The sequence below is a fragment of the Halosolutus sp. DAT137 genome, assembly GCF_059736405.1.
In genome coordinates, this window is sequence record NZ_JCAQID010000010.1 from 1 (window position 1) to 12,006 (window position 12,006).

General features: G+C 62.0%; 9 protein-coding genes. 5 read left to right on the forward strand and 4 right to left on the reverse strand.

Annotated features, from left to right (window positions below):
- Positions 1 to 728: C45 family peptidase (locus AC6I6L_RS17065; protein ID WP_497918986.1), on the reverse strand; the 728-nt coding region annotated here is incomplete at its 3' end.
- Between the two features lie 2 nt (positions 729 to 730).
- Entirely contained in the window at positions 731 to 2,122 is a 1,392-nt protein-coding gene (gene allB, locus AC6I6L_RS17070; RefSeq protein ID WP_497918987.1) for an allantoinase AllB, read from the reverse strand.
- A gap of 589 nt (positions 2,123 to 2,711) precedes the next feature.
- On the opposite strand from allB, the gene AC6I6L_RS17075 reads away from it, so the two are divergent.
- Together AC6I6L_RS17075 and AC6I6L_RS17080 are read left to right on the forward strand one after the other, a co-directional pair.
- Entirely contained in the window at positions 2,712 to 4,802 is a 2,091-nt protein-coding gene (locus AC6I6L_RS17075; RefSeq protein WP_497918988.1) for a hydantoinase/oxoprolinase family protein, read from the forward strand.
- Complete coding sequence (locus tag AC6I6L_RS17080; RefSeq protein ID WP_497918989.1) at positions 4,795 to 6,555, forward strand: hydantoinase B/oxoprolinase family protein; 1,761 nt, start codon at positions 4,795 to 4,797, stop codon at positions 6,553 to 6,555. Before AC6I6L_RS17075 ends, AC6I6L_RS17080 begins: the two co-directional genes overlap by 8 nt.
- 79 nt (positions 6,556 to 6,634) lie before the next feature.
- Here the strand turns inward: AC6I6L_RS17080 and AC6I6L_RS17085 are convergent, their stop codons facing one another.
- On the reverse strand, positions 6,635 to 6,823 hold the full coding sequence (locus tag AC6I6L_RS17085) for a hypothetical protein (RefSeq protein WP_497918990.1): 189 nt from the start codon (positions 6,821 to 6,823) through the stop codon (positions 6,635 to 6,637).
- Between the two features lie 32 nt (positions 6,824 to 6,855).
- Here AC6I6L_RS17085 and AC6I6L_RS17090 point away from each other — a divergent pair, with 32 nt between their 5' ends.
- The 3 genes from AC6I6L_RS17090 to AC6I6L_RS17100 are packed head-to-tail and all read left to right on the forward strand — an operon-like array spanning position 6,856 to position 9,393.
- Positions 6,856 to 7,995 carry an NAD/NADP octopine/nopaline dehydrogenase family protein gene (locus tag AC6I6L_RS17090; RefSeq protein WP_497918991.1) on the forward strand — a complete coding sequence of 380 codons (1,140 nt, stop codon included), beginning with the start codon at positions 6,856 to 6,858 and terminating at the stop codon, positions 7,993 to 7,995.
- A complete protein-coding gene (locus AC6I6L_RS17095) occupies positions 7,992 to 8,960 on the forward strand; it encodes a 3-hydroxyacyl-CoA dehydrogenase family protein (protein ID WP_497918992.1) in 969 nt (322 codons plus the stop codon). The genes AC6I6L_RS17090 and AC6I6L_RS17095 overlap by 4 nt, the downstream gene beginning before the upstream one ends.
- A gap of 25 nt (positions 8,961 to 8,985) precedes the next feature.
- Positions 8,986 to 9,393 carry a VOC family protein gene (locus AC6I6L_RS17100; protein ID WP_497918993.1) on the forward strand — a complete coding sequence of 136 codons (408 nt, stop codon included), beginning with the start codon at positions 8,986 to 8,988 and terminating at the stop codon, positions 9,391 to 9,393.
- A gap of 186 nt (positions 9,394 to 9,579) precedes the next feature.
- Here AC6I6L_RS17100 and AC6I6L_RS17105 read toward each other — a convergent pair whose 3' ends face one another.
- Positions 9,580 to 11,733 carry an acetate--CoA ligase family protein gene (locus AC6I6L_RS17105; RefSeq protein WP_497918994.1) on the reverse strand — a complete coding sequence of 718 codons (2,154 nt, stop codon included), beginning with the start codon at positions 11,731 to 11,733 and terminating at the stop codon, positions 9,580 to 9,582.
- Positions 11,734 to 12,006 lie beyond the last annotated feature (273 nt).

The window sequence follows — 12,006 nt, forward strand, 5'->3', positions numbered from 1 at the left end:
GCCAGGTGGGTGAACTCGCCTTCGAGGATGATCGCTTTCTCTGCGTCTGCGATCGGGATGTTGCCGGGCGAGGACATCGGATCTGCAAAGAGCATCGGCGTGATGTGCTCGGCTACCTCCTCGGCCGTGTCGCCGTGGAGCAGTCCCTGACGCATGTACTCACCGCGCGAGGCGGCGGCCCAATCTTTCGAGTCTTTGCCGTCCTCGTCGAAGGTGACCGTCCGGGAGATGTTACTGCCGATCGCCACTCCCTGATCGTTCATCCCCATCTTGACGGCCGTCGAGCCGGCCGCCGTGACGCCGATGATCTTGTTCGTGTCGTCAGAATCCTCGATGCTGACGACGTTGATCTGCTGGTGCTGGTGATAGTTTTCGCCTTCGAACTCGTCGGCACCTTTCTTATCGCTTTGCTTGAAGAAGACCGTCTCGCCGGTGGCCGCGGCGTCGCCGGCAGCGATAGCCGTCGTACAGCCGTCGGTGACGAGCGTCTCCTCGAACAGGTTGAACGCGAGCAGGTCGCGGTACGGGACGTCGGCGGCCGTCGCCATTCCCCGGATGCGATCGCGCGTGGCGTCTGACAATCGGTCGCGGTTTGCGATCGCTTCGTCGACCACCGTCTCGCGGTCGATTCCCCGGTCAGCGACGGCGAGCCAGAACCCACGTAGGTTGTGGCCGATCGCCGCGCGCAGTCGTCGCCCGGTTCGGTGCCCGGATTCGTATTCGTCCATCGTTAGTTACCGTAGTCGTTGTCGATCTCGTCGACGTCGATCATCTGTCCGTATCCCGAGTCGCCGACGACCTCGCCGTCCTCGTAGACCACGTTCCCGCGGACGATCGTCTTCTCTACCTTACCGGTGAACGATTCGCCCTCGAACGGCGTAACCGTGTTCTTCGAGTGGAGCGTGTGGCGGTCTTCGAGCGTCCACTCCGCGTCGAGATCGAAGATCGTGAAGTCGGCGTCGGTGCCGATCTGGAGCGACCCCTTCTCGGGGTACATGCCCCAGATTTTGGCGGGCTGGGTCGAGTGCATGTCGATCCACCGTTCGAGACTCATCTTGCCGTCGTTGACGAAGGTGAGCATGGCGGGAACCTCCGTCTCGAGACCGACGAAGCCGGAGATGACTTCCCAGGTGTTCTTGAACGGGTCGTCCATCCCCTTTTCTTCGTCGGTGTGAGGGGAGTGGTCGGTGGCGATACAGTCGATGCCGTCACCGAGCACCTCCTCCCAGAGGATGTCGCGCTCTTCTTCGTCGCGGATCGGCGGCTGGATCCGTGCAACGTTGCCCTTCTCGCGCATGACGTCCTCGGTGAACCAGAGGTAGTGGGGCATGGTTTCGGCGGTGACGTCGATGCCCTTTTCTTTTCCTTCGGAAACGAGACGAGCGCCCGTGCCACAGGAGAGATGGAACATGTGGATCTTCGCGCCGGTTTCCTCGGCAAAGAGGATCGTCCGGCTGATGGCTTCTCGTTCCGTAATTGGTGGTCGAGACCACGTGTGGTAGATGGGGTCGTTTTTGCCCTCCGCCTGGAACTTCTGGGCGAGGTGTGAGAGGATTTCGTCGTTCTCCTCGTGGAAGCCCAGTCGACGATTCGTCTCTGCGACCTGTTCCATCGCCTCGAGCAGTTCGCCGTCGTTCGGCGGGGGGATCGCGCCGATGGTAGTGCCAAGGAATACCTTGTACCCGACGACGCCCGCCTCAGCGAGGTCGTGGACCTGATCGTAGTTGTCGGAGGTGATTACGGCGTAGAACTGGAAGTCGACCAGTGCGTTCTCGTCGCCGAGATCGGCTTTCGTCTGGATGTGTTCCGGGTGGTCGATGACCGGGTCGGTGTTGGGCATACCCATCACGGTCGTGACGCCGCCGGCCGCCGCAGCCTGCGTCGCCGTCTCCCAATCTTCTTTGTATTCGAGTCCAGGGGTGCGGTTGTGGATGTGACAGTCGATCACGCCGGGAGCGAGATAGTTCCCGTTCGCATCGACGACGCGATCGGCTTCGGGGAGTTGATCGTCCGCTGCGAGAGCGACAATCTTCCCGTCTTCAACCGCAACTCCGGCGTTCGGACCAATTAGTCCGTCCGGAGTCACGATTGTACAGTCTTTGACCACGAGGTCTACTGTCATTACATCCGCTTACTAAAATTGCGTCGATAATATAGCTTGTGTCATATCGAAAATAGTTCTCCGTCGACTCTCCGTTACTGTGAGCCATTGAGAGTCCCGTTACTGCGGATCACTTATGAATGTCGCCGGGATCGACCGCATATATTAACGAACTGAGCATGTTATTTTGCCAGCTGCTGGATTGGTTTTAAAAATCATTGTGTGGGAGTCACACGCGAACACTCTGTTCTACTTGCGATATCGTGCCAAGTGTACACATAAATCATGAGATGACCAACAAAAAGAGAGCGAATAAAATGGTGCGACCCGATATGGAACCTGAACGTCCATCGAGCACCCGTCGTCTTCGAGTTGCTCGGCGATATCAGAGTACGGTGTCCGCGGATCTTGCGCCAGAGCCCAAAGAATGGTGTGATGGACTTCGTCTAACCCCTCGAAATCTGGGGGTATGATTAGGGGTAGTGATGCTCAGGGAATAACCTGGCCGTCGCCACATTGAGTGTTATCAGTCCAGAAAATCAAACCGAGGGACGGCTAATAGGTGGCAAAGCGTGGGAATTTATTACACATGCCAAGACATATACCACCAATGGCGAAGCGTATCGGCTTCGACGTCGGTGGGACGTTCACCGACTTCGTGCTAGTAGACGAACGAACCAACGAACTCGACGTGTACAAGTATCCGACGACCGTCGACGATCCATCACGGGGAGTGTTAACGGGACTTGAAGAGTTTCTCGCCGAGACCGATGCAGCGGTCGACGATATCGATCAGTTGATCCACGCGACGACGCTCGCGACGAATACGGTGCTCGAGCGCGATGGAGCAGAGACTGCCCTGTTGACGACGGAGGGGTTCAGAGACGTGCCGATCCTCGGACGACAAAAGCGGTACGACCTCTACGACCTGTTTATCGAGAAGCCCGCTCCTATCGTCGAACGGGAGGACATCTACGAGGTGAGCGAGCGAATACATCCGCGAGAGGGGGTGCTAACGCCGCTTGACGAGGACGCGCTCGCCTCGGTGATCGAGGACATCGAAGACGACTACGCGTCCGTCGCGATCAGCTTCCTTCACTCCTACGACGACGACCGGCACGAGCGGGCCGCTCAGGATGTCATCGAGGGGGTCGCCCCGGACCTCTACACGACGCGAGCCTCCGAGATCTCGAAGCAGTACCGCGAGTACGAACGGACCAACACCGCCGCGGTCGACGCGTACATCAAACCACGCGTTCAGCAGTACCTACAGAAGATCGAGGACGATCTCGACGATCAAGGCTACGACGGATCGTTCTTTATGATGAAATCGAGCGGCGGCGTGGCGACGCCGGCCATGATCCAGCAATCGCCGGTGCAAATCATCGAGTCCGGACCGGTTGCCGGTGCGCTAAACGCCGGACACATCGGCGATCACGTCGGCTTCGAGAACGTCTTCTCGTTCGACATGGGCGGTACGACGGCGAAGATCTGCTTCATTATCGACGGCCAGCCCAAGCGGACGGACGTGTTCGAGGTCGACGAGGCCGAGATGAAAGAGGGTAGCGGTCTCCCGATCAACCTGACCGTGATCGACATGATCGAGATCAGCGCCGGCGGCGGTAGCATCGCGGGCGCGAGCGAGACCGGGCGAATCACGGTCGGCCCGGAGAGCGCTGGCGCAGAGCCCGGCCCAATCTGCTACGGACGGGGCGGCACCCAGCCGACCGTCACCGACGCTGACCTCGCGCTCGGGTACCTGAACCCAGACTATTTCCTCGGCGGTCGAATGGAGATCGACGTCGGCGATGCACTTGACGGAATCAAACGCGATATCGCCGACCCCCTCGAGATGGGCGCCCACGACGCGGCGTGGGGAGTCAAAGAGATCGTCGACAACGCGATGACGCGAGCCAGCCAGATCCACGCATCTGAGCGCGGGATCGACCCTCGAGAGTTCGGAATGATCGCATTCGGCGGCGCCGGCCCGTCGCACGCGCCGTTCATCGCCCGCGAACTCAACGTTCCGACGGTGTTCGTTCCGCCGGGAGCGGGCGTCGCGAGCGCCGGTGGCCTCCTCGTCGCCGACGTGGAGTTCCACCTCGATCAGACGCACATCACCGAACTGGACGCTGCGGCACTCGAGGAGATTACCGAAATCTACGCAGACCTCGAGCGACAGGGCCGCGAACTCGTTCGCGAAGCCGGCGGCGATGTCGACGTCATCGAGGTCGAGCGCGAAGCCGATATGAAGTACGTCGGCCAGGCTCACGAACTCGGCGTCGAACTCCCGACCGGTGCACTGGGTGCGGATGATCTCGAGACGATCGAGGGCCGTTTCCACGACACCTACGAGCGAACGTACGGTTACAGCGATCCGGACGAAGACATCGAGGGTATCACTTGGAAAGTGACCGTCCGAAGCCCGACCGAATCGGTGTCGCTCGAGACCATCGAGGGCTCGGGCCGCGCAAGCGACGCGAAAAAAGGAACCCGTGAGGCGTACTTCAAGCGAGCCGACGGCTTCACCGAGACGGCGATCTATGATCGCGAGAAGCTCTCACCTGGAGCCGAACTCACCGGTCCCGCAGTGATCGAGGAAGTCAACTCGACGACCGTCGTTCCGCCCGGGGACGATCTGACCGTCGACGAATACGGTAATCTCGTCATCGATATCAACGAGGTGAACGACGATGAGTGACACCGAGACGGAGGCGGAATCGAGCATCGAAGCGGAGGAACTCGACCCGATCACATTCACGGTCATCTGGGACCGGCTGGTCGCGATGTGCAACGAGATGGGAACTGTCCTCCAGCGCACGGGCAAGAGCGAAGCCGTCTCACTCGGGCAGGACTTTTCCACAGGGCTGTTCGATCGAGACGGGCGGATGGTCGCACAGGGGAACTTCAGTCCGGGCCACCTCGGCTCGATGCCCTACGCGGTCCAGCACGTTCGCGAGCGATACGACTACGACGACCTCGAGCCCGGCGACGGAATCCTCCTCAACGACTCGTACATGGGCTCGGGCCACCTGCCGGATATGTTTCTGGTCACGCCGGTGTTCGTTGACGACCGGATCGAAGGTTTCTCCGTGACGATCGCTCACCACATCGACGTCGGCGGCATGGCCCCCGGCTCGCAGGCCGTCGATGCGACCGAGATTTACCAGGAGGGACTCCGACTGTTCCCGACCAAGGTGATCTCAGAGGGCGAACTCGAGCGCTGGTTCGTCGACCTCATCGAGGCGAACGTCCGGATCCCGGACAAGGTGATCGGCGACCTCAAAGCTCAGCAAAACGCCAACCACCACGGCGCGAAGCTGTTCCGCGAGGTGTTCGAAGAGTACGGCCGCGACACGATTTACACCTGCATCGACGAGATCATCGACCAGTCCGAACGGCGCGTCAGGGCCGACATCCGCGAGATGCCCGACGGCGAGTATTCCTTCGAAGACGTGATGGATAACGTCCGCGTCGACAGCGGACCGGTCGACCTCGCGGTGACGATCGAGATCGACGGCGACGAGATGATCTTCGATTACTCGGGTACAGACCCGCAGACGCCGAGTGCGATCAACAGCTACATCAACTACACCCGGGCGTACTCGGCGTTCGTTCTGAAGGCGATCACCGAGAAGTACCTCCCCCAGAACGAGGGGATCATGCGGCCGATGACAGTCCGAGCGCCGGAGGGGTCATTCCTCAACCCCGAACCGCCGGCCGCCGCCAATGCGAGGCCGATAATCAACCAGCGTATCGTCGAACTCAACCTTGGCGCGATCGCGAAGGCTGTTCCGGACAAGGTTATCGCCGCGAGCAGCCACTTCGGTAACCCCAACTTCGGCGGCACTGACCCCGAGACCGGCGAGCGGTTCATCCTTTACGACTTTATGATAGGTGGCGTCGGCGCCTCCGCGAGGAAGGACGGCGAGGAAGGAATCTGCTCGTCGTTCAACGTGACGAACATTCCCGTCGAACTCCACGAGACGCGTTACCCGGTCGTGATCGACTGCCTTGCGCTCATCCCTGACTCCGGCGGCGCCGGCCGCCACCGCGGCGGCCTCGGTCTCCGAAAGGACTTCACCCTGCTCGCCGAAGACGTCTCGTTCACGAACTTGCTCGAGCGCACTGAGTCCCAACCGTGGGGACTGGAAGGTGGGCAGCCTGGTGACCGAGGTCGAACGGTCTTGAACCCCGGAGACGATGGCGAAGAGCTGCACCCTAAGGGTGCCTACGACCTCGAGTACGGCGACACGGTGAGCTTCCAGCTGTCCGGCGCGGGCGGCTACGGCGATCCGCTCGATCGCGATCCGGAGGCGGTCCGTCGGGACGTCGAGAAGGGGTACATCACCCGCGGAGAAGCCCGAGACGTCTACGGCGTGATATTCGCTAGCGACGAGTTGCGCGTTGACGCGGACGCGACCGCCGCGCGGCGCGACGAGTTGGCCGACTGAACGGTCGATTCGTGATTTTCGTGAGCGATCTCGAGGCGTCGATCATCGTCATCAGGCCGCTCTTTGCGGGCTGTCACCACTATACGTCGTCATCCGACGCGGCAAGCGCGACGATTGTGCCCTCTTCTTGCTCCTCGAAGCGGTGTTGCCAGCTGTCGTCGTCGATCTCGACGACTGGGTTGGGGTTGATCACGCCGACGGTGTAGACGGCGTTCAGACCCGTCGCCGGCCGAGCGAATCGTCGGTCGGATTCGGTCGAGCGACCCACCAATTTACGTATGTGGACGCTTCACGTACGGAATGTCCATGGAAACTGTCGCAGTCATTGGCGGAAGTAACGGCGGGTACGCCGCCGCAGCGGACTTCGCCGACCAGGGGTATGCGGTTCAGTGGTACGTTCGCTCACCTGACAATCACGCGGCTGTCCTCGAGTCCGAATCGATCGCGCTCGCGGTTTCCGAGCGGTACGAGGGACGACGAACACCGGGCGAGCGGCGAACGCTTTCGCTTTCGGACGTGACGACCGACCTCGGACGGGCAGTCGCGGGGGCGGACGTCGTCGTAGCGCCGCTTCCCACGACGGCACAGGAGAGTTTGTTCGAGGAACTCGTCCCGGCGCTCGAGGACGATCAGGTCGTGTTGCTCTGCCCGGGGAACTTTGGCTCGTTCTTGCTTCGAAACGCGATCGACGATCTCGACGCTCCCCCGCAAAACGTCACCGTCGCCGAGACGCCGACGCTCCCGTATGTGACACGCCGCTCGGGCGACGCCGAGGCGACGATCAACCTCGACGCCGTCTCGTTACCGATCGGTGCCTTTCCGGGCTCGGAAACTGATCGAGCGCTCGAGGTTATCGAACAACTCTTCGGAGCGGCGATCCCCGCAGAGAACGCCCTCGACTGCGCGCTCAACAACAGTAACCCGTGCGTGAACGCCACGCCGACGGTGCTCAACGCGGGCGTCATCGAATGCGACGAGATCGGGCCGTTCAACATCCACCGCCACGGGATCGGCAACGGCGTCTACAACGCACTGATGGCCGTCGACGGCGAGCGCGTGCGTATCCGTAACGAACTGGGTTACGGTGACCCTCACTTCACGCAGGACGAGTACTACCGGTCGGACCAGGCGCCGGGCGGTCACTTCTACGGCCGGAACGCGAGGGCGGCCCTGATGGGGGCCGAGACGTTCAGCGAAGATCCGCCGTCGCTCGACGACCGGTACGTCCACGAGGACATCAGCATCGCGACGGTCATGCTCGCCTCTGTGGGGGAGTACCTCGACCTCGAGACGCCGACGATCGATAGCATCGTTCACATCGCCGAGACGCTCATGGACGAACCTTACCGTGAGACAGGACGCTCCCTCGAGCGGCTCGGTCTCGCTTCCCTGTCGCGCGAGGAGTTCGAGATTGTCCTTGAACGAGGTGTCGAGGCGTGAGGGGAGTGGACGTCGACGAGGGATCGATCACCGTCGTCGGTCCCGGGCGAATGGGGATCGGAATCGCGCAGGTGTTCGCGACGAACGAGCGGCCAGTTCGACTTCTCGACGTCAAAGCGCGCTCCGAGAAGGAGTTCGCGGAGAAAGCCGACACGGTCCGTGAAACCGTCAACTCGAATCTCGAGTTACTCGCGGCCAGGGGTCACTTCGACGGCGACGCTGCCGCCGTCCTCGATCGGATCGACGTCACCCGTGATCGGCCCGCAGCCCTCGAGAACGCCGACTGGGTGTTCGAAGCGCTGCCGGAGGATCCCGAAATCAAGCGGGGCTTTTTCGCGGACGCAGGCGGCGCCCTCGAGGGCGCGATCGTCGCGACGACGACATCCTCGATTAGCGTCCGCTCACTGGCCGATGCCGTCCCGGATCCCGGGCGGTTGCTCATCACCCACTGGCTCAACCCAGCGTTCATCGTACCGCTGGTCGAAGTCGCCCACGACGACCGGACCGACCATGGTGCCGTCGAGGCGACCGTCGCGCTGCTCGAGCGCGTCGGGAAGGAGCCCGTTACCTGCCTCGACAGTCCCGGTTTCCTCGGCTCGCGCATCCAGGCCGCCGCGATGAACGAGGCGGTTCGAGCCTACGAGGACGGCGTTGCCTCCCCCGCAGAGATCGACCGCGCGCTTCGGACCGGCGTCGGCTTCCGGATGGCGGCGATGGGGCTGCTTCAGTTCGTCGACCTCGGCGGCGTCGACATCCTCTACTACGTCAACGAGTACCTCGAGGACGAACTCGGTGAGCGGTTCGAGAACCCCGAGAGCGTAGCGGCGAAGATGGAAGCGAACGAACTCGGTCCGAAGACCGGTGCGGGCTACTACGAGTACGGCGACGAGGTCGACGCGGACGAACTGCGAGACCAAGCCTACGACCGAATGCTCGCCCTTCTCGAGGTGATCGACGATAACTAACCCGCAGGTCCTCGGTATCGACCGCGTGCTCGTGGCCACGGACGACCTCGGAGAGAGCGTTGACCGCTTCTCGGCGCTGCTCGGTTTGGAGTTCGGTGCGACCGTCGATCCGCCGGATGACCCGATCGCGAACCGAACCAGCCGGATCGGTCTCGAGTTCGTCTCGGGTGAGGACGATTCGGCCGTCGCGGAGTTCGTCCGGGAGCGTGGCCAAGGCGTGTACGCGGTATCACTCGAAGTAGTCGACGCCGACGCGGCCCGCGAGGCGTTGTCCGATCGCGGGATCGATCCGATCGATGAAATGCGGCTCGAAGGCTTTCGGGAACTGTTCTACCACCCGTCCCCGTTCGATGGGGTGCTGCTCGTGCTCACCGAGTACGATCGTCCGCACCCGGCGGAGGCGGCGGCGAGAGAACGCAGTTGGACGAGGTGAGGACGGGCGAGTTAGTCGGCTCCGAGTTCGACGTTCCGCTTCGGATTTGGCTCCGGAATTTGGTTCGGTATGCGCGTCACCAACGAACTCCCTCGAGCGAACCAGTCCCCCTCGTATGGACAGGTAGCGCCCTCCCTCGAGCAGTCAGGGTGCGAGGACGACACTACCGGTGAAAATGAGGTGCCGTTACAGAGTGATCGAAGCGTCGACGACCGACACGCCATCCTCGTAACAGAATACCGGATTGAGATCCAGTTCGGTGATTCTCGGATTCTCGGCAACCACCCTGGAGACCGCCACGAGCAGGTCCGCGAGGGAATCGTCGTCGATCTCGGCGTGGCCCCTGGCTCCGTCCAGCAAGGCCGTTCCGTCGATCCCGTCGATCATTCGCTGGGCGTCGCCCTTCGTCAGCGGGACGGCCCCGAACGTGATGTCCTCGAGTACTTCGACGAAGATGCCACCGAGTCCGAACATCACGACCGGGCCGACCTCCTCGTCCTGAATCGCCCCGACGATCACCTCGACCCCCTCTTCGAGCATCGGTGAGACGAGTACCCCGTCGATTGACGCGTCCGGGTTGTACGCTTTTGCGTTGGCAAGCAGTTCCTTGTAGCTCTCCCGCACGGCGTCCGCACCGGAAACGCCCAGTGCGACGCCGCCGGCTTCGGTCTTGTGCTGGATCTGTGGGGAGACGATCTTCATCGCCACCTCGCCGTCGAACCGCTCTGCGGCATCGACGGCCCCTTCGGGGGACGTGACCAGCTGATAGGAGGCGACAGGAATGTCGTAATCGGTCAACATGCCTTTGGCTTCGTGTTCCGCAAGGATCGCGCCGTCGGCCGCCCCCTCGATCGTCTCGTGGGCATCGCCGTCCGATCCGACGGTAAAACTCGTTCGCTCGTCGGCCGTCTCTAGGTACTTACCGTAATCCGCGAGCGCCTCGAACGCGAGCGCCGACTCTCTGAACGAGTCGTACACCGGGACACCGGCGTCGCGGCAGATCTCTAGCGCCTCTGACTCCTCGGGCGTGAACGCGCTCTTGACAACGATCGGTTTGTCGTACGCTTCGGGCAGCTCCGCGATGCGGTGAGCGGACTCGAGTTGCGCCTTTGCGGACCGTTCATCCGTCGGGAGCTCGATCCCCTGTGCACCGCCGACGCCGTAGCCGCCGTAGCCACCGCAGATCAACAGCCCGTCGATGGTCGGGTCCGATAGGAGAATTTCTGCGGCATCGCCGTGCAGCGACGCCGTGTCCCCGTTGACCATCGTGTCGATCGGGTTCGCGAGGTTTGGCGAGTACGGGAACAACTCGGCAAGCGCCTCCTGAGTCTCCTCAGTCAACTCCGGGACGGACAGTCCGTGTTCAACGAGGGAGTCGGCGGTGATCGTCGCCACGCCGCCTGCTTCGGTCATAATCGCGATATTCCGCCCGGCGAGCGTCGGCTGACCTGTCAGGGCTTGCGCGACCGGAACGATGTCGTCGAAACTGTCCACGGTAACAATACCCGCCTGCGAGTACACGTCCTCGCCGACGTCAGCGTCTCCGGCCAGCGAAGCGGTGTGGGACGCCGCGGACGACTTCCCAGCGCCGGTTCGGCCGCCTTTCAGGAGGATGAGCGGCTTTTCCTCGGTGAACCGCCCGGCTTCCGCCAGAAACGCCCGACCGTCGGACATCCCCTCGACGTACAGTACGAGGGCATTGGTCTCGTCGTCGGCCGCGAAGTAGGGCAACAGTTCGTGGAACTGCAGGTCGGCCTCGTTGCCGATCGAAACGAAGTGGCTGATACCGGTGTTCCGCTCCTGATTCGCTATTACGCCCAAGTTCATGCCGAGATTCCCGCTCTGGGAGATCATCGACAGCCCGCCCTGCGAGTAGTTTGCGTCGATACCCAGATAGGCGTCCTCGGGGACGTTCACCATTCCCATGACGTTCGGGCCAAGGAATCGGATTCCGTGCTCCTCGGAAATCCGAACGAGTTCCCGCTCTACGTCTTCGTTACCGACCTCGCTGAAACCTGCCGAGAAGATCACTGCACCACCGGCGCCCGCTTCTCCAGCATCCTCGAGGACTGTCGGGACTGCCCCGGCGGGGGTGACGACGTACACCAGGTCGACTCGCTCGGGAATTGCCGAGACCGACGGGTAGACTTCCTTTCCGAGGATTTCCCCCTCGTGAGACGGGTTCACCGGATACACTGATCCGTCATAGTCCGACTCTATCAACCGTTTAGTCGCGATGTATCCCCGTTTGGTTTCGTCCGCTGACGCGCCGGCGATGGCGATCGATTGCGGATCGAGAATGCGCGCTATCCGGTCGGCTGACCGATCGCTACGTTCCATATGTGCCTACTTACAGCAGTGTGTTATTATAGATTGTGAATAGAACGGTGCGCGTCCGCGTTCGAACGCCGATCGGGCGACACGACCGTACCGGCTCGTCGCTGGCACGGTCACGTTCATTATCCTACAGTAACCACTGAAACGAGTTATACACTGATCGCACTGGCCGCGATTCTCGCGTACATCGCTCGCTCACGGGTCACTGCTCGCGGTTCCCGCTGGTCACCGCTCGTTATTCGAGGCGCCTGGCGCCTCGCTTCGCTCCCCGTTCGC

Excerpts from the sequence above, each read along its gene's own strand:
- AC6I6L_RS17075 (WP_497918988.1), top strand. The coding sequence starts at position 2,712 with ATGGCGAAGCGTATCGGCTTCGACGTCGGTGGGACGTTCACCGACTTC.
- AC6I6L_RS17105 (WP_497918994.1), bottom strand. The coding sequence starts at position 11,733 with ATGGAACGTAGCGATCGGTCAGCCGACCGGATAGCGCGCATTCTCGAT.
- AC6I6L_RS17080 (WP_497918989.1), top strand. The coding sequence starts at position 4,795 with ATGAGTGACACCGAGACGGAGGCGGAATCGAGCATCGAAGCGGAGGAA.
- allB (WP_497918987.1), bottom strand. The coding sequence starts at position 2,122 with ATGACAGTAGACCTCGTGGTCAAAGACTGTACAATCGTGACTCCGGAC.
- AC6I6L_RS17090 (WP_497918991.1), top strand. The coding sequence starts at position 6,856 with ATGTCCATGGAAACTGTCGCAGTCATTGGCGGAAGTAACGGCGGGTAC.